This is a genomic window from Thalassospira sp. MIT1004, from assembly GCF_001858545.1.
In the GTDB taxonomy this organism is placed as follows: Bacteria; Pseudomonadota; Alphaproteobacteria; order Rhodospirillales; family Thalassospiraceae; genus Thalassospira; species Thalassospira xiamenensis.
Genome location: NZ_MCAO01000008.1, coordinates 24,782 through 42,470, shown reverse-complemented (window position 1 = coordinate 42,470; position 17,689 = coordinate 24,782). Strand labels below are relative to the sequence as shown.

Annotated in this window: 13 protein-coding genes and 2 tRNA genes; 8 read left to right on the top strand and 7 right to left on the bottom strand. The window is 56.1% G+C overall.

Translation table 11 applies throughout. The annotated features are described in order from the left end of the window. Positions 1-9: 9 nt before the first annotated feature. Together BC440_RS04075 and BC440_RS04070 are read right to left on the bottom strand one after the other, a co-directional pair. Positions 10-762 carry a tellurite resistance TerB family protein gene (locus BC440_RS04075; RefSeq protein WP_071239593.1) on the bottom strand — a complete coding sequence of 251 codons (753 nt, stop codon included), beginning with the start codon at positions 760-762 and terminating at the stop codon, positions 10-12. Between the two features lie 222 nt (positions 763-984). Then, positions 985-1,061: transfer RNA gene (locus tag BC440_RS04070), tRNA-Arg, on the bottom strand. A 335-nt stretch (positions 1,062-1,396) separates the two neighbouring features. On the opposite strand from BC440_RS04070, the gene BC440_RS04065 reads away from it, so the two are divergent. After that, positions 1,397-2,518, top strand: a complete 1,122-nt coding sequence (locus BC440_RS04065) for a hypothetical protein (RefSeq protein WP_071239592.1) — start codon at positions 1,397-1,399, stop codon at positions 2,516-2,518. Between the two features lie 113 nt (positions 2,519-2,631). Beyond that, a complete protein-coding gene (locus tag BC440_RS04060; protein WP_083379297.1) occupies positions 2,632-3,006 on the top strand; it encodes a DUF4169 family protein in 375 nt (124 codons plus the stop codon). A 297-nt stretch (positions 3,007-3,303) separates the two neighbouring features. Here BC440_RS04060 and BC440_RS04050 read toward each other — a convergent pair whose 3' ends face one another. The 3 genes from BC440_RS04050 to lipB all read right to left on the bottom strand — a co-directional run bounded on the left by BC440_RS04050 (position 3,304) and on the right by lipB (position 5,807). Beyond that, entirely contained in the window at positions 3,304-3,843 is a 540-nt protein-coding gene (locus BC440_RS04050) for a hypothetical protein (RefSeq protein WP_071239589.1), read from the bottom strand. Positions 3,844-4,129: 286 nt separating this feature from the next. Beyond that, positions 4,130-5,149, bottom strand: a complete 1,020-nt coding sequence (locus BC440_RS04045; protein WP_071239588.1) for a diguanylate cyclase — start codon at positions 5,147-5,149, stop codon at positions 4,130-4,132. Next, positions 5,142-5,807, bottom strand: coding sequence for a lipoyl(octanoyl) transferase LipB (lipB, locus tag BC440_RS04040; protein WP_007088918.1), 666 nt, complete (start codon positions 5,805-5,807; stop codon positions 5,142-5,144). Before lipB ends, BC440_RS04045 begins: the two co-directional genes overlap by 8 nt. 118 nt (positions 5,808-5,925) lie before the next feature. Between lipB and BC440_RS04035 the strand changes: the two genes are divergently transcribed. The 3 genes from BC440_RS04035 to mgtE all read left to right on the top strand — a co-directional run bounded on the left by BC440_RS04035 (position 5,926) and on the right by mgtE (position 10,161). Then, positions 5,926-6,012, top strand: a tRNA-Leu gene (locus BC440_RS04035). Between the two features lie 307 nt (positions 6,013-6,319). After that, a complete protein-coding gene (locus BC440_RS04030; RefSeq protein ID WP_071239587.1) occupies positions 6,320-8,611 on the top strand; it encodes an NADP-dependent malic enzyme in 2,292 nt (763 codons plus the stop codon). 143 nt (positions 8,612-8,754) lie between these two features. Next, the gene (gene mgtE, locus BC440_RS04025) at positions 8,755-10,161 is read left to right on the top strand and encodes a magnesium transporter (protein WP_007088916.1); all 1,407 of its coding nucleotides are present in this window, start codon (positions 8,755-8,757) and stop codon (positions 10,159-10,161) included. 82 nt (positions 10,162-10,243) lie between these two features. Here the strand turns inward: mgtE and BC440_RS04020 are convergent, their stop codons facing one another. Then, a complete protein-coding gene (locus BC440_RS04020) occupies positions 10,244-12,865 on the bottom strand; it encodes an EAL domain-containing protein (RefSeq protein ID WP_247643526.1) in 2,622 nt (873 codons plus the stop codon). Positions 12,866-13,223: 358 nt separating this feature from the next. Here BC440_RS04020 and BC440_RS04015 point away from each other — a divergent pair, with 358 nt between their 5' ends. Together BC440_RS04015 and BC440_RS04010 are read left to right on the top strand one after the other, a co-directional pair. After that, positions 13,224-14,618, top strand: coding sequence for a methyltransferase (locus tag BC440_RS04015; RefSeq protein WP_083379296.1), 1,395 nt, complete (start codon positions 13,224-13,226; stop codon positions 14,616-14,618). Between the two features lie 172 nt (positions 14,619-14,790). Next, positions 14,791-15,858 (top strand): hypothetical protein, encoded by a 1,068-nt coding sequence (locus tag BC440_RS04010; RefSeq protein WP_071239586.1) that lies wholly within the window; start codon positions 14,791-14,793, stop codon positions 15,856-15,858. Between the two features lie 34 nt (positions 15,859-15,892). On the opposite strand, the gene BC440_RS04005 is transcribed toward BC440_RS04010, so the two are convergent. Further along, on the bottom strand, positions 15,893-16,405 hold the full coding sequence (locus BC440_RS04005; RefSeq protein WP_071239585.1) for an SH3 domain-containing protein: 513 nt from the start codon (positions 16,403-16,405) through the stop codon (positions 15,893-15,895). A gap of 214 nt (positions 16,406-16,619) precedes the next feature. On the opposite strand from BC440_RS04005, the gene BC440_RS04000 reads away from it, so the two are divergent. Next, a complete protein-coding gene (locus BC440_RS04000; RefSeq protein ID WP_071239584.1) occupies positions 16,620-17,606 on the top strand; it encodes a D-glycerate dehydrogenase in 987 nt (328 codons plus the stop codon). Positions 17,607-17,689 lie beyond the last annotated feature (83 nt).

Below are 17,689 nucleotides of genomic sequence, written 5' to 3'. Positions count from 1 at the left end.
GTTGGTTTGCTATCTGGCGGCGAATTCGCGCCGTGCGCCTTCGGCCTGTGTATCAAGATGGGCCCGCAATTCGCCAGGCAGGCCAAGGCAACCGGCAAGCCGGTCAAGATATTGCTGTTCGACCTGTTCATCGGGATCAATCGACAGGCTGGATGCCAGATAGATTTCGGCTCCCTGTTCGCTGGTGCGTGCAAGACGGGCAATCGCCAGCGGATCGGCATCGGCGGAAAATGCATCAAACAGAAACGCCTTTTCCGATGCGCCCAGTTCAAACTGTTCGATCTGGGCGGCAATGCGTTTGTGTTCTGCCTGATCGATATGTCCGTCGGATTTGGCGGCGGCAATCATGGCGCGCACCAATGCAAGACGGAAATCAACATCATCCTCGCCGCGTTCCTGCTCCGGGGCAAAGCCGCTATCGGCTGGAATACTGGCAAGATCGGTGTCGCGTGCATGGTTTTGTGGTTTCTGGCGGTTGCTGTAATCGCGCCATGCCTTGTAGGCAAGCCCCGCAACAAGGGCTGTGCCGCCGTACGCCAGCACCTTGCCGCCCATCTTGCGGCCCTTTTTTGAACCAAGAACCGCAGATATCAGCCCACCGCTTAGCGCGCCACCAACGAGCCCGCCGCCCAGGCCGCTATTGCCCAGTACCTTGCCGATTCCGCTGGTCGATCCGCCGGAAGTGGCTTGCTTGATCCGGTCGCCGATCTGGCCGGTACTGCCGGAACCGAGTACGCCACCGAGAATTTTTCCGATATCCATTCCTGTCTCCTTGCGGGCGGGATTGCTGTTCTCCCCAGATATGTTTGAGGGACTGGCTGGGGCAAGGATGGTGGATAAAAGTTGCGTAATAAGGGCAGATAACCGGCTTTAAAGTGTAATCCGCTTCACATTTCTGCGTTCCGAAAGACCGGACAGCGAAAGCGCGATAAATTTTGATCCGGAAATGGCAAAGGCCCGACGCGATAACGTCGGGCCTTTGAATGGCGCGCCCGGAAGGATTCGAACCTCCGGCCTTCTGATTCGTAGTCAGATGCTCTATCCAGCTGAGCTACGGGCGCTTTGCCTTGGTTTCCGCCAGTTTGCGTTGAGTGCTCCCCGTCGGCGGAGCGGAACTTATGCAAACGAGCGGGGCATTGCAAGCGGTAAATTTCAAAAAACCGTATTTTTTCCGAATGCAGGTTTTTTACCGCTGCTAGGGCCTTGTTCTGCCCCGGTTTGTTGCTTTTGACAACGATATGACAAACTATGGCTAAAAAAGGGGCAAATGCGTCTTGTTCCACACGTGGTCGTGGACTAAGATGCATTCAATCCCGGGGGAGCAGGGGCTTGTTTCAATTCATAAAAAAGCAGGCTCAGGGAGATTCGCTTATTCCTACTTAGGTAATAGATCGAAATGGCCGTTCGTAAAACCTACCTCGCCGTAATCGGCGCCGCCCTTTTGCTGGGGGGATGTTCTTTTTCTTCAGAGGCCCTTTGGCCGACTTTGGCTGGCGAAGAGAATGCCGGCTCTGAAAATTCAGCAGCAATGGCTGATACAAGCGGGGCAGATGCTACGACATCAAGCGATGTTGCGCGCAGTTCCCAACCGCTTACAGGCATTTCGCAGACCGGAACCTTTGTCGGGTCCAAGGTCGAAAACATGCAGTCCGAGCTTAACCGCCTGAAGGCTGCGCTGAATGATCACAACAACGAATTGCAGCAGCTTCGTGCGCAGACAGTTCGCAATTCGCAGGCCTATCACGGGACTGTGGCAGCGATCAGCGCACGTTTGCAGGTTGGTACCACGCCGGGCAACCCGGTTCTGGTGCAGCAGTGGAATACTGCACAGCAGGAACTTGATCGTGTGAATGACGACATTGCGGCGATGAATTCGCTGGCCAACAAAGTGGCCGCTGATTCGACCCTGTCGACCTTCCTGCTGGAATCAGTCCGGTCTGCCTATCAGGTTTCCGGTGCTGTTGACGAAGATCACCGTCAGCTCGCACTGCTTGAAGACGAAACCAATCGCACCACGGTTCTGATTGATCGTCTTCTGAATGAAATCAGCGAAGGCCTTGCCCGTCAGACGTCTTATGTCAGCAACGAGCGTGCAAACCTCAATGCGCTGGCACTGGCCGTCAAGAATGGCGAGATTTTCGGTGATGCGCTTTCCAAGCGTGTCTTCCAGTCACAGGCTGCACCGGCATCTGCCGGTGCCAGCATGGCATCGGCCAGCGAACGTCCGCTGGTGGTTATCCGTTTCGACAGCGCGAGCGTGAAATACGAGCAGGCGCTTTATAACGCGGTCAACCGCGTTCTGGAGCGCCGCCCGCAGGCCAGCTTTGATGTTGTTGCGGTAACGCCGAATCGTGGTACCCCGGCGCAGGTTGCGCTGAACAGCAACAAATCAAAACGCAATGCGCAATCGGTTCTGCGTTCCCTGACAGATATGGGAATGCCCAGCACGCGTGTACGTGTTTCTGATGCGACCAGTGCCTCGGTTTCGGCCAACGAGGTACATGTCTTCGTCCGCTAAGGCGGTTTGAGGCAGCAGGTTTTATCAACGGTTTGCCAAGCTTCCAGGCGGGTGCCCTGATCATTCAGGGTGCCCGTTTGTCATTTCAGGCCGCGATGAAAGGGGACGTCCGCATGGGCGATCTTGTCAATCTGCGTCAGGCGCGCAAGCAGAAGAAGCGCACAGCCAAGGAAAAACAGGCCGATGCCAATCGTGCCCTGCATGGCCGCACACGCGGCGAGCGCACGAAAAAAGACGCCGAGGATCGCAAGGCCGACAGGCAGCATGATGGCCATTATCGCGGTGGTTCCGAACCGTCTGAAAATACCGAATCTGATGAAACCGGCGATGAAGCCGAATCCGCTGTTGCCGGGGGCGGGAAAAATCCCGATGACGTCGATATGGCATCTTCGGACACCGACACCGACATTGAAACCGGCGCTGGTAGCGACAACGTGATTTCGTTTTTCCGCGCCGCCAATCCGAATTCCAGACCCGATAACGATTAAACACAAAACGCTTTAAACCGGTTCTTGCGCCAGAGCCGCCGCCTGATGGCTTTGCTATCTGGCGTCGCGATACATCTTTGGGAAATTGGGTGACGCATACTGGTTGCCCTGCTGTTGGCTGGACCGGTACGCATTCGTACCCGGAAGCAGCCGGCGGGCAATATGTGGCCATCGGACGGGCATCCGGGCCAACCGGATCAATTCCGGTGTGGTCAATTCCGGCACCGTCCTGGTTCCCCCAAATGGTGCCGGTCGCAGATTTTCATGGCGGGCCGCATTCATGGCCGGAATGATTGCCTATCTTACAAGCGTTTCGGCTTCGCGTTTGCTTTGATCAAGCGCTTCGTCCCAGCCCATCAGCCAGTCTTCATGATCGCGGCTGTCGGACGGATAGGGGTTCTCGGTTAACCGATGGGAACCCAGTCCCGCCGAGAAACCCGATCCATAAGCGGGATTGGGAAGGTGCCGTTCATGCACAACCGGGGCATTGGTATCGTAAATCTGATTGCGAAAGGCCGGTAGCGAACACAATACCCCATCATCGATTCCCATCGGATAGGCCATCATCATGGCCCTGCCAAGGGAGGTGATGGACAGGCTGTTATCCGTTGCCGTGTCCACCAGACCGGCAATTTTCAGATGCGAAATTGCGTTATTGATACGTCGTCGCAAGTCGGGTGAGTCTTCGACAATGATCTGATTGCCGTCATCATCCGTGCAAAACAGGGATAAAATGCGTTCAAGCAGGATGCTTTGGTCAAGGTTGCCATCGGCACTGCGGAGCACCGTCAGCATCAAGGCGGGATCGCCAGGCACGAAATCCGTCGCAGTGGACATCAGGGGCCTCCGTTCTGTCCGAACCGAATTCCCTCCCATAGGCAGCGTTTTCTCTCTCGTTTTCGGGGCCGTCGCCGGACCCTGCTGCCTTTTATCATTATAGTTTGCAGATATGTTTCCATCTTGTGAAGACAAGATTGCGCTTTGGTAGAATTTTTTGATTTTTAAATAGATTTTCACGCAAATCGCGCGGTGCCCCGCAAGAAATGCGGCGGATTCAACCCAATATCCCATGTCCGGATCGCGTCGTTAAAAACGATCACATTTTCGATATCGGCTGCGGTGCTCAGGCGTCGGATTTCGATCCGTCGGTTTTGCCGGTGTTCTTGGGACCATCGGGATTGCGCCAGACCCGAACCTTGTTCCGGCCGCCTTCCTTGGCGGCATAGAGCGCCTGATCGGCCTTTTCGATGATCTGTTCGATCGTGCGGGTTTTGGTCATCGGGGCCGCCCCGATAGAGGCCGTGACCGGCAAAATCGTACCGTCATTCAGCGTCACCGGGGATGCTTCGATAACGCGGCGCAGGCGTTCAAGAACGCGTGCGGATTGCTTCATGTCGGCATTTGGCAGGCAAATCAGGAATTCTTCACCGCCATAACGATAGACCTTGTCGAACGGGCGGACATGCGATTGCAGGATACCGGCAACCGATTGCAGCACCAGATCGCCGGCCTGATGGCCATGTGTGTCATTCACCGCTTTGAAGTGATCCAGATCGACAAGGGCAATCGCGGTTGGTGTATCGGTGCGCACAGAACGTTCGCGTTCATTGCCAAGGTCACCCAGCATGGTTTGCCGGTTATAGGTGCCCGTCAGCGGGTCGACATCGGAACGCGCGGTCCGGAAGGCCCGTTCGAGCCGACGAAGCTGGGCAAAAAACGATTCGGCGCGCAGTGACAGCATTTCGAATTCGGCTTCGTCGACGCTGCCATCAATTTCGTGGCCGTCCAGAAGCCGTCTGGCGGACGCATGAAGCTGTTCATGGGTGGTGGCAAGCGCATGCATCGCAGGCTGGTCTATGAGCCTGTTATGGCGATTAAGCGCATACCATGCCCCAAAGTCGCAATCGTGGTCTTCGCTATGGTCGTGGGCTGTTGCGGGGGGCTGTTTGCCCGTGGGCAGGGTCAGGCGGCGGCACCATCCCAGCAGAAGCGAGATATGTTCGCTAAGCGCCTTGTCGAGTTCTGCCAGAATATCGCGTTCCGCATCAGCCATGCCGACTTCGGCGATGCTTTCGCCCATCTTCCGGGAACTGCCCGGTTTGGCTTTGCTGGTTCTGGCACCCCTGTTCTGGCTGTCACTCATCTGCGAATCCGGGGAATACATCGACAAAGGTCTGTTTTAACAGCCTATCGAGTTCCGCCATAGAAATATCAACACCCAGATCGGCAAGGCTTGTGACCCCGTGATCGGAAATACCGCAGGGAACAATCCCGCCGAAATGCGATAAATCGGGATGAACATTGATCGCGATGCCATGGAACGTGACCCAGCGTCGCACCCGCACACCGATGGCGGCGATCTTGTCTTCGCGTCCGCCATCGCGCACAACCCAGATACCGACCCGACCATCCCGGCGTTCGCCGGTAACACCCAGCAATGCCAGGGTGCGAATCACCCATTCTTCAAGGTTATGGACATAGGCCCGAACGTCCCGACCGCGCTTTTTTAAGTCCAGCATCAGGTAAACGGTGCGCTGTCCGGGGCCGTGATAGGTATATTGTCCGCCGCGTCCCGCGTCATAGACGGGGAAGCGATCCGGATCGACAAGATCTTCGACATGCGCGCTGGTTCCGGCCGTATATAGCGGCGGATGTTCCAGAAACCATACCAGTTCCGTGGCTTTGCCGTCATGGATGGCTTCGGCGCGCGCTTCCATTTCGGCCAGCGCTTCGGGGTAGGAAACCAACCCGGAGGCGGTGCGCCAGTCGGGAATTTGCGCGGTAGGGGCGATGGTTTGCATTTTTCCTGTCAAATAAGTGAAATGAGCCCTTGATCAGGGGTAACCTTTTTGCTATCTCCCTTTCCGCACCAAGGCAAGCCCACAAAATTACCTCAACGGGCTTGCAGACAAGACATATGCGGTCGTGGCGGAATTGGTAGACGCGCAGCGTTGAGGTCGCTGTGGGCTAACCCCCGTGGAAGTTCGAGTCTTCTCGACCGCACCATTATCTGGATCCCTCCTTCGGGAAGGGTCATGAAAAGAACCCGCCAGCGATGGCGGGTTTTTTCGTTTCGGATGATCCCCATATGAAACGGGACCGCTATTTGGTCGGTAACGAGGAAAGTTGCGGTGTGGCGTTGAAAATTATGCAATGCTGACCCTTGTCGTGTTTGGGCGGTTCTTTGAACTGAATGCTTCAAACCGGCTTGAAAGTACTTTACGCTGTGCGCCCCACTTAAAGACAAAATAATCAGGATTTAACCAATTTACGGTTAATTTGGCTCAAATACCTGAAATTAAAAGGTATTCTTATGGCAAACAGAAATGACAAGCTGCGCGAAGCAGCTTTGGACTATCACCGGTATCCCACCCCGGGGAAGCTGTCCGTTACGGCAACCACAACGCTTGCAAACCAGCGCGACCTTGCGCTGGCCTATTCGCCCGGTGTCGCGTTCGCCTGCGAGGAAATCGTCAAAGACCCTGAAACCGCAGCCGAATATACCGCGCGCGGCAATCTGGTTGGTGTGATTTCCAACGGCACGGCGGTTCTGGGCCTTGGCCCGATTGGCCCGCTGGCATCCAAGCCGGTGATGGAAGGCAAGGCGGTTCTGTTCAAGAAATTCGCCAATATCGATGTCTTCGATCTTGAAGTGAATGAAACCGACCCACAGAAATTCATCGATATTGTTGCAGCCCTTGAGCCGACATTTGGCGGTGTTAACCTGGAAGACATTAAGGCACCGGAATGCTTCATTATCGAGAAGGCATTACGCGAACGTTGCAACATTCCGATTTTCCACGATGACCAGCATGGCACGGCGATTTGCGTTGCCGCAGCCGTGCGCAACGGCCTTCGGGTTGTTGGCAAGGATATCAGCAAGGTACGCCTTGTGGCATCTGGTGCCGGGGCGGCCGCACTTGCGTGCCTTAACCTTCTGGTTTCCATGGGGCTGCCGCGCGAAAACATCACCGTAACCGACCGGTTCGGTGTGGTTTACAAGGGGCGCAAGGAAGAGATGGATCCGTGGAAAGCGGAATATGCCATCGACACCAATGCACGGACCCTGAGCGATGTGATTGAGGGGGCCGATGTGTTCCTTGGTCTTTCGGCACCGAACATCATGGGCGAGGAAGAACTGCGCAAGATGGGCGAACGCCCGATCATCATGGCGCTGGCCAACCCGACCCCGGAAGTTTCACCCGAACTGGTCAAGGAAATCCGCCCGGATGCGGTTATGGCGACCGGACGGACGGATTATCCGAACCAGGTTAACAACGTTCTTTGTTTCCCGTTCCTGTTCCGTGGTGCGCTTGACGTTGCCGCGACCGAGATCAACGAGGAAATGAAAATTGCCGCGGTCGAGGCGATTGCCGATCTGGCAACTGCCGAGGTTTCCGACATTGTGGCGGCTGCCTATGGCGGGCAGGAGCTGCGTTTTGGGCCGGAATATCTTATTCCCAAGCCGTTTGACCCGCGCCTGATGCTTGAAATCCCGCCGCGCGTGGCAAAAGCCGCGATGGATAGTGGCGTTGCCAAACGTCCGATCACGGATTTCGATGCGTATCGTCAGCAGCTTGAAGGCTTTGTCTTCCGGTCCGGTCTGGTGATGAAGCCGGTGTTTGATATGGCGCGTTCGCAGAAAAAACGCGTTGTCTATCCCGAAGGCGAATCGCGCCGTGTTCTGCAGGCCTGTCAGGTTCTGGTTGATGATGGTGTGTGTCATCCGGTTCTGATCGGTCGTCGTGATGTGATCCTTGAACGCATTGCCGAACTTGGTTTGCGCCTGATCCCGGACGAACAGGTTGAAATCCATGATCCGGAAGACAATCCGCATTTCGAACAGGATTGGCAGGATTTCCACAACATCATGGGCCGCCGTGGTATCAACCCGGAATATGCGCGTTCCATCGTGCGGACCCGTCCGACCGTGATTGCCGCCCTGATGCTGCGCCGTGGCGAAGTCGATGCGATGCTGTGCGGGTGCCAAGGCGGTTTCCTGCGTCATCTGCGCTATGTGCGGAACCTTGTCGGCGTGCAGAAGGGGGTTACCGACTTCTCGACCGTCAACATGATGATCATGAAGCAGGGTACATTCTTCCTGACCGATACCTATGTGTCGGTTGATCCGACGCCGGAACATGTTGCGGAAACCGCGATCATGGCGGCCGACGTGGTCAAGCGTTTCGGGATTACGCCGAAGGCCGCCCTGATTTCGCATTCGAACTTTGGCAGCCATGAAAACAAATCGGCCTGCAAGATGCGCGATGCGTTGCAGCTGATCCGTACCCTGGCACCCGACCTTGAGGTTGAGGGTGAAATGCATGCCGATGCCGCGATTTCCGAAGAAATCCGGTCACGCATTTTCCCGAATTCGATGTTGAAAGGCTCGGCAAACCTTCTGGTGATGCCGACCCTTGATGCGGCGAACATTTCCTACAACATGGTCAAGATGCTGGGCGATGGTTTGCCGGTTGGCCCGATTCTGGTCGGTGCGGCCAAACCGGCCCACGTGGTCAGCCCGTCGATCACCGTACGTGGGATTGTTAATATGAGTGCGATTGCCGTGGTTGATGCCATCAATCGCAGTCAGGAACACAATTAAACCGCACATTGCTATCGCGCGGCCCTTGACCGGGCCTGACCGATAGCGCAGAAACAGCCGTGCCGGACAACTGGTCCGGCACGGCATTTTTAATTGAAGTGCAGGAACGAAATTAGCGCGCAACACAATCAGGGGAGGGGCAGATGACGGATCAGGTCGAAGAACTGGAACGTCCGGCAGAAAATACGTCGTCTGGTGACGAGTATGTCGATCTTACTCCTGAATATGCGCGCGAGATTCTTGATGCACTGGGCGACGATGATGTATCGCGCGCCGAAGAACTGATTTCCGAACTTCACTTTGCCGATATTGCCGACCTTCTAGGGTGGGCCAGCAGCAGCCAGCGCGTCAAGCTGGTCGATCTGATCCGTCCGGATTTCGATCCGGAACTTCTGACCGAACTTGATGACGAGCTGCGCGAAGAGGTCATTTCGCTGCTTGGTACCGAGGCGGTGGCCGAAGCAATTTCCGAACTCGATTCGGATGACGTGGTCGAGGTTGTCGAATATCTGGAAGAAGAAGACCAGAAAGAACTTCTGGGTGCCCTTTCCGATATCGAACGTGCGCGCGTTGAAGAAGCGCTGTCCTATCCGGAATATACCGCCGGTCGTATCATGCAGCGCGAGCTGGTGGCGATTCCGGATTACTGGTCGGTCGGGCAGACCATCGATTTCCTGCGCTCGGCGAAAAACCTTCCGGATGATTTTTATGACATCATCGTGGTTGATCCGCGCTACAGCCCGGTCGGGATCGTGCCGCTTTCACGGGCTATCCGCACGAACCGCCCGGTTCTGATCCGTGATGTCATGGATTCTGAGAACATGCGCACGGTCGTCGTGACCGAAGAACAGGAAAACGTCGCCCACCTGTTCCGTCAGCGCGACCTTATTTCGGCGCCGGTTGTCGACGATAGCGGCCGACTGGTCGGTGTGATCACGGTCGATGACGTGGTTGACGTCATTGATGAAGAATATGAAGAAGACATGATGCGCCTTGCCGGTGTTGGCGAGGAAGACGACCTTTCAAGTGCGATTTTTGATACCACCCGATCGCGATTTACCTGGTTGCTGGTCAATCTTTTTACCGCCATTGCGGCATCGATGGTCATTGGCGTGTTTGAAGCAACCATCCAGCAGCTTGTTGCGCTGGCGGTTCTGATGCCGATTGTGGCCTCGATGGGGGGCAATGCCGGGACCCAGACCCTGACCGTTGCCGTGCGTGCGATTGCCACACGTGAACTGACCAGCACCAACGCCTGGCGTGTTATCCGCAAGGAAGTCGCCGTATGCGGTTTGAACGGGATTGCCTTTGCCGTTCTGACCGGTGCTGTGACGTGGTTCTGGTTTGATGATGTCATGCTTGGTGGTGTGATCGGGGCAGCAATGATCATCAATCTGCTGTTTGCCGGATTGTTTGGCGCGCTGATCCCGCTTGGTCTGGAACGGGCCGGCATCGACCCGGCGGTGTCTTCATCGGTATTTCTGACGACGATTACCGATGTGGTTGGCTTCTTTGCCTTCCTTGGGTTGGCAGCGACCTTCCTGCTGTAACAGCGCCAAATGCAAAAAACGGCAAGGCCGGGCATTTTACCCGGTCTTGCCGTTTGTGGTTCATCCTGAAAGCCCGCGAAATTCAGCTTCGCGCCGGTGACTTTTCTGCCGGGTTCTGATGGCTGAGCAGTGCGGTCGTTTCAATCGCATCGACCGGCGGCGACAGCAGGAAGCCCTGCAATTCGTCGCAATCGGCGGATTGCAGGACGGCAAGCTGATCCTCGGTTTCGACGCCGACAGCAACCACTTTGCGGTTAAGGCTTTTGCACAACCGGATGGCCGGTTGCAGGATGCTGTTTTCGGGCTGTTCATCAAGCGCGATGTTAAACAATGCCTTGGACAATTTGATCCGCTGCACCGGGAAGCGTTTCAGATAGCGAAGCGATGTGTTGGCCGCAGCAAAATGATCCAGTGTCAGACCAATCCCGGCCTCGGCAAAGCGATAGAACTGGCCAAGTGCGCGTTCGGGATCACGCATGGCAATTTCTTCGGAGACTTCGATCTCGATCATTGCCGGGTCGATTTCATATGCCTTGGTAAGCTCGACAATGCTTTTAAGCAGATCGGCCTGAATAAACTGGCGGCTTGAGACGTTCAGTGCCACCGGAACCGGGATGTAACCCTCGTCCCGCCATTGCGCAATTTGTTTGCAGGCGGTTTCGATGATCCAGCGCCCCAGCGGGGTCAGCAGGCCGGTGCGATCCGCAACGGCAATGAAGTCAGGCGGCAGGCGTCTTTTCCCGCTTTCATCGATCCAGCGCAGCAGGGCCTCAAAACCGGTAAGGGTCCGGTCGGATGTGCGATAGCGCGGCTGGAATTCCAGAACAAAGCGCTTTTCATCGACCGCCCGACGCAATTGCGTTTCCATCGACAGGCGGGCATGCATCACGCTGTTCATTGTCTCGACAAAGAAGCAATAGGACGACTCTGCTGATTTTTGTGCGCGATACATCGCGGCATCGGCATTGGCCAGCAATTGCGAAGGTGCCCTGGCATCGTTGGGGTAAAGTGCAACGCCCACACTTACATGCAGGCGGATTTCATCATTGCCACCGGCCTGGATCGGCTGGGACATGGACTCGACAATTCGTTCTGCGACAAGGGCCGCCCCTTCGGCTTCGGACAGGTCGGTTGCAATGACGGCAAACATATCGCCCGAAAAACGCGCACAACTGTCTTTTTCCCGAACCGTCGCGCGCAAGCGACCGGAAACCGTGCGCAATGTTTCATCGCCGATATCCGATCCGAACCGGTCATTGATGGCACGGAAATTATCGATATCCACCACCAGAACCGCCAGAAGCTTTTCATAACGTTTGGCATGGGCAACGGCCTGATTAAGCCGGTCATCAAACAGTGCGCGGTTTGGCAGGCCGGTCATCGGATCATGCGTTGCCAGATAGCGCAGGCGATTGACCGATGCATTGGCCGCCGGATTGTGATGCAGGGTGATATCAACGCAGTCATCGTGATTGACAGATGGCCGCATCGACAGGTCGCAGACCACATGAACACCCTCGGCACTGCGGACAACCCATTCGCGACGAAGTTCTTCGTCCCCGCGGCTCAGCGCAAGCAGCATCTTTTCCTGCGCCCGGCGTGATGCCGTGCCGTCGGACTGGAATTCCGGTGCCAGATTGTAAAACCGGATAAAGCCGTAATCTTCTTCGCGCAGGTCAAAGAAATCAGCCGTTTCCGGCGTCATGGATTTCAGGTGACCATCCAGCCGCGTGATGGCAAGCGACAGATCGCTGATATCGTCAGGCGCACGCATGTGCTGGATGATGCGTCCAGATGATCGCGGTTGGCGGTTGGCAAGCACGAAGACAATCATCGTCATGATGATCGTGATCGCCGCCCCGATAAACAGCACCGTTTCCGGGCTGAACATCGCCTGGTTGGCAAGGGTCGGGTCGGCGGTAACATCAATGTGCCATTGGCGACCGGCAATATCGACCGCCGTGGTCTGTTTCAGCTCTGGATCGTCGCCTTCGCCCTGAAGGTCAAACAGGACGGTGTCGCCTTCGCGGACACGGACCGAATACCCCATGATCCCGTCGTCATCGATAACCGATGTCAGCATTGTGCGGATACGAATAACACCGTTGATCACGCCGATGATCTGCCCATCGCGGCTAAGTACCGGGGTATAGACGGCAAATCCGCGCCCGCCCTGCAGCAGTTCAAGGGTGGGGGTGATCTGTGTGCGGCGCTGATCAAGCGCAATATCAAGCACCGGCCCGGCAAGCGGATGGCGTTTCAGGTCCGCACCCATCGCCGGGACATTCCCCTTGATCGGGGCGACATACATGATGATGTAGTTCGGTGTGACCCAGTTGACGGCCTGAAGGGCGGGAAAACGGGCCTGCAACGGGGTGGCGAGGCTCAGATAATCGCGTTCTTCCGCAGGTGGGCCGTCCTGCCAGTTATCGGCAAAGGTTTCGAGCACATGCAGATTGTTATCGACGATCTGTTTGACCTGCTGCGCAATGCCAGAAGACATGATCCGGGCCGCAGACAGCAACATGGTATCGCGATTCTGAAGCGCGTTGCTCCAGAGCAGAAAAGTCGCGAGGGCAAGCAGCACGCCGGTCATGAAGCTGGCAAGAAGGGCCTGCTTGCGGATGCCGGTTTTGCGCTCGGTTGCTGATTCTTCGGTTGGCCGGTTATCGTCTTCCATGTCTTCCCCAAGTCTCACGATCATTGCTTAATCGTGATTTTATTCTGCGCCTCAGCCTGATGAGACAGATTGCATTGTCAGGATGGTGTTCGTGCAATTGTCGAAAATAGCGTGCCAGCGCTTTGTGGCCCCGTAATTTAATCCACTACGCTGTTTATGTGGGCATTCTTACACGATTTTAAGGGTTTGAGCGTGCGCAAAAGTGAATAAAGGCTAAATTCAACTGACCCGATGATCACTTGTGATGCTGGGAAAGGCGGATTTCGGGCTGTCAGACAGCCATGCATTGTGCGGGTCTGTTCGTGATTGCATATCTGGTGTATGTCGATGCCGATGCGCCATCCCGCAAGGTGCAGCAGAAGCCGGATCAAAGAGAGAGTTCATGAAACATCATCACCGCAATCCCCGTGCCCGCGGTGGGCGTCGTAAATCCGCGCCGCGCCGCGATCCGTTGATCGGGTTCGAGGCGACAACGACAATCCGCGAAATCGGCGCGCGGGGCGACGGCATTGCAAGCATCACGGGGCCGGATGGTTCCAGCATCATTGCCTATGTCGACTGTGTCCTGCCCGGTGATGACGTGCGTGTGGCCCTGCGGCAAAAACGCGGTGATGGATATGGTGCGGAACTGGTCGAACTGATTGCGCGCAGTGCGCCTGCCAGTGCCCCGCGGTGCAGCCACTATGAAAGCTGCGGCGGATGTGCGCTTCAGCATCTTGATGATGACAGCTATCGCAACTGGAAACGCCAGAAGGCATTAACCGCTGTCCAGCGTGCCGGACTTGATCCCGACGAGGCCGAGGAGCTGGTGGGAGATGTCGAAATTTCACCACCGGCAAGCCGTCGCCGGGCCGGTTTTGCTGTTCATGTGGGAGCAACCGGTGTGCATGTCGGTTTCCATGGCCGGTTCAGCCATACGGTCATCGACATTGCCGACTGTGCCGTTCTGCATCCGGACCTGATGGCGTTCCGTGATGCCTTTGCGGCCTTTCTTGGCAAATGTGATCCGGATGCCGCAAAGACCGTCAAGGAAGTGTTTGTGACCCGTGCGGATAACGGCCTTGATGTGGTGATACATGCAGGTGTCGAACCGGGGCTCGATATGCGGCAGGATCTGGCCGAATTTGCCGAAAATCTTGATCTGGCAAGGCTAAGCTGGAAGGTCGGTGACGCCAATGATGAACCGGTGGCGGCGCGCCGCCCCCCAACCGTTGCCTTCGAAGGCATCGATGTGCCCGTGCCGCCGGGGGGCTTCCTGCAGGCGACCCGGAATGGCGAGGCATCCCTGACCAATGCGATCAAGGTGGCGTTGCAACGTATCCCGGCCCGCCACGTGGCGGACCTGTTTTGCGGGATTGGCAGCTTTACCTTTGCGCTTGCATTGGGGGGGGATCGCCGCAATGTCGTCGCGGTGGAAAGCGATCCGCGTGCCGTGCGCAGCCTGCAATATGCCGTCGGACAATCGTCGAGTCCGATCAAGGTTGTCGAACGCGATCTATTTCGCCGTCCCCTTGATAAGGCCGACTTGTCCGGACTTGATCTTGTCCTGTTTGATCCCCCACGTGCCGGTGCATTGGCGCAGTGTGAAAACCTCGCGATTGACGGGCCTGAATGGGTGATCGCGGTGTCGTGCAATCCGGCGACATTTTCCCGCGATATCAGGGTGTTGCGCAATGGTGGGTATGAACTGACGCGGGTTGTTCCGGTCGATCAGTTCCTGTGGTCATCGCATCTTGAGATGTTCGCAATCCTGCATCGAAACAAAACATCGGCCTGATTGAACGCTCCAGTTGTTTGTTTTGGCTTAATATTTCGTTCCAAATACACTATACTTATGTCTGGTTTTTCCGCCGGACTTCCAGGATGGGCTGCCCGGCTTCGGATCAATGTGATTCGGACCGGGGCGTAGCATGTAGCTGCATAACCGGCTTGTTTGTGCGGAAACGACATTGCAGGCAGTTGGTAGTCCTTATCCGGTCTATACTGACACTGCGCGCGCCATCGCGCCGCAGAACCGCCTGCTTGCGTCCGTCGAGAGCATCCAAAGCAGCAATTCCCCGAACACCAGCCTTAGTAACGATGCCCTTCGCAATAGCAGTGCTGCATCCCGGAGCCTGCGGGGCTCGCTTGGTCGTGCGGATGATTTTCTTAAAGTTGCCGCCGATGATCTTTCGCGGATCGGCTCTGCTTTGGACGAAGTCGATACACTGGTCAGCAGCGTTGAAAACAATCCATCACTGTCACGCGTCGAACGTGGGTTCATCACAGCGCAAATTCAGGATTATCTTGATCAGATCGACGAAATCGCCGCCAGCAGCAATTATGATGGCAAAAACCTGCTGGACAGTGATCAGACAATTGAATTGCAGATCGGATCGGGGACGTCATCAGGCAACCGTCTGAATGTTGAACTGTATGCATCCGGAACCGAAGGACTGGCAACCGGGCTATCCGCCATCGACATTTCCGATGATGCCGGGGTTTCCAATGCGCGTGACCGTGTTGATGCCGCGCAGGAAGCGCTTTCAAACCGGGAAATATCCCTACAGGCAGACCGCGAAAGCATTGCCGGGGCGGCTGATCGCAGCCGGGTTTCCGAGGTTGCAGGTAATAACATCCTTCAGGCGCAACTTGCCGCAGCCGAACCCGGCGACGCCGATCAGGTGCGGCGCGGAATCATAGAAGCTTTTCAGGGCTATCTTGGCGAAATATCGGCACGTTTGCAGGATCAGACCGTGACGATTGGTGGCATCAGTCTGCCAGAACCGCAACCAAGACCTGAGCCGGTTACCGAGCGTGATGATCCGTTTGCCTATGATCCGAACGCGGATCCATTCGGGAGTGATGATGGGCAATACTTCGCGCCGACAACAGGAAGAAATACCAACGATCCGCTCCCGTCCAGCACGTTTGGCGGCTATGACAGCAACGGTGGTGGGACGGGTATTGGCGGCGCCTTGTCAGGTGGTGGCGGGGCTGGTCAATCCAGCGCGCCCCGCGTATCGATAGAAGCCTGAATGATATAGGCCCTGGTCGGACAAGACATAAAGCCTATTCGATATATTCCCCATCATAAATGCCCCAATAGCCCTGACGCGGGGCCCATCCTTCGAAATCGCCAAACTGCAACTGACACCAGTCAACCGAACGCGGGCAGGTTTCGATTTTGCCAATCACCGAATTGGAAACAATGGCGATCTTGCGGGCATTTTCATCGGCGGCGGAATAAAGCGTGATGGTGTCGGCAGTGACAATCACATGACGTGATCCCAGCAAAAGACTTTGATGCACCCATCCTTCGCTGCCTTCCCAGTCGCGAACCTTGCGCCAGGTATCAAATTCCGAAATGACTTCCATCGGCATGTTGCGGCGCTGATAGATCCAGACCTTTGGGTAACGCAGGCCGGGCCCGGATCGCAGGTGAACCTTGTCTGACCGCAATGCAACAAAGCGCGGGATCGGCAGGCCTGATTCCTGCGCGCTGGCGACAATCGGCGCGCCAAGGCTGCCAAGGATCGCCATGGCGATAAAAGTATGAAGGAATTTACGGATGATCCGCGGCATTGTGACGGTTTTCCCTGCTCTTTCTTCTGCTGCCGGAATAGAACTTCGGAACCGGCGAACCTTGCTCTTTAAGAAATAAAATTACAAAAATGACGTCAAAATTCTTGCTTTAATACCCTGTGACGTGGCATCACTGCATTGCGGCAAGAGCGCATTTGGCGCAAGAAACCCATCTTGTCAGCAAAAGAGTTAAAAGACCGCATAGGAACGGCAGATGACCAAGAAAAAACCCCTCGTCATCGTGACCCGCAAACTGCCGGAAGCGATTGAAACCCGCATGATGGAACTGTTTGATGCACGTCTGAACATCGACGATATCCCGATGTCCAAGGCCGAATTGATCGAGGCGGTCAAACAGGCCGATGTTCTTGTCCCGACGGTGACGGACAGAATCGATTCCGCCGTTCTTGCCCATGCGGGGCCGAATTTGCGCCTGATTGCCAATTTCGGGACGGGTGTTGACCATGTCGATCTGCAAACCGCACGGTCACGCGGTATCACCGTCACCAACACCCCCGATGTCCTGACCGAAGACACCGCCGACATGACAATGGCGCTGATCCTTGCAGTATCGCGCCGTGTTGCCGAAGGCGAACGCATGATTCGCAGCGGCGAATGGACGGGCTGGGCACCGACATCGATGCTGGGGCATCGCATCTGGGGCAAGCGGCTTGGCATTGTCGGCATGGGGCGCATTGGCCGGGCCTTGGCCCGCCGGGCAAAGGGTTTTGGTCTTTCGGTGCATTATCATAACCGCCGCCGTGTTCATCCCGATACCGAGGCAGAACTGGATGCGACCTGGTGGGAAAGCCTGGATCAGATGTTGGCCCATGTTGATGTTGTGTCGGTCAACTGCCCGCATACACCGGCAACCTATCATCTGCTGTCGGCCCGTCGCCTTAAACTGATGCAGCCGCACGCCATTCTGGTCAATACGGCCCGTGGCGAGATTGTCGATGAACCGGCATTGACCCGGATGCTGGCCGATCGCGAGATCGCCGGGGCCGGGCTTGATGTGTTCGAACATGAACCGGCCGTGAACCCGAAACTGCTTGAATTGCAGAACGCCGTTCTGTTGCCGCATATGGGGTCGGCGACCATCGAAGGGCGTGTCGATATGGGCGAAAAGGTGCTGATCAATATCAAGACCTTTGTCGATGGTCACACACCGCCGGATCGGGTGATTGAAGGGCTTCTGTAAGGACCTGATATATATCCTTTGGCGATACCTGTGGGGGAATTGATGTGCCGGGTACTGTTATCCGGCACATTGCGTTTCGCGGG

Bases quoted from the DNA above. Each gene is read 5' to 3' on its own strand.
- BC440_RS04020 (WP_247643526.1), bottom strand. From the start codon at position 12,865: ATGATCGTGAGACTTGGGGAAGACATGGAAGACGATAACCGGCCAACC.
- BC440_RS04015 (WP_083379296.1), top strand. From the start codon at position 13,224: ATGAAACATCATCACCGCAATCCCCGTGCCCGCGGTGGGCGTCGTAAA.
- BC440_RS04030 (WP_071239587.1), top strand. From the start codon at position 6,320: ATGGCAAACAGAAATGACAAGCTGCGCGAAGCAGCTTTGGACTATCAC.
- BC440_RS04060 (WP_083379297.1), top strand. From the start codon at position 2,632: ATGGGCGATCTTGTCAATCTGCGTCAGGCGCGCAAGCAGAAGAAGCGC.
- BC440_RS04000 (WP_071239584.1), top strand. From the start codon at position 16,620: ATGACCAAGAAAAAACCCCTCGTCATCGTGACCCGCAAACTGCCGGAA.
- lipB (WP_007088918.1), bottom strand. From the start codon at position 5,807: ATGCAAACCATCGCCCCTACCGCGCAAATTCCCGACTGGCGCACCGCC.
- BC440_RS04065 (WP_071239592.1), top strand. From the start codon at position 1,397: ATGGCCGTTCGTAAAACCTACCTCGCCGTAATCGGCGCCGCCCTTTTG.
- BC440_RS04005 (WP_071239585.1), bottom strand. From the start codon at position 16,405: ATGCCGCGGATCATCCGTAAATTCCTTCATACTTTTATCGCCATGGCG.
- BC440_RS04075 (WP_071239593.1), bottom strand. From the start codon at position 762: ATGGATATCGGAAAAATTCTCGGTGGCGTACTCGGTTCCGGCAGTACC.
- mgtE (WP_007088916.1), top strand. From the start codon at position 8,755: ATGACGGATCAGGTCGAAGAACTGGAACGTCCGGCAGAAAATACGTCG.
- BC440_RS04045 (WP_071239588.1), bottom strand. From the start codon at position 5,149: ATGAGTGACAGCCAGAACAGGGGTGCCAGAACCAGCAAAGCCAAACCG.
- BC440_RS04050 (WP_071239589.1), bottom strand. From the start codon at position 3,843: ATGTCCACTGCGACGGATTTCGTGCCTGGCGATCCCGCCTTGATGCTG.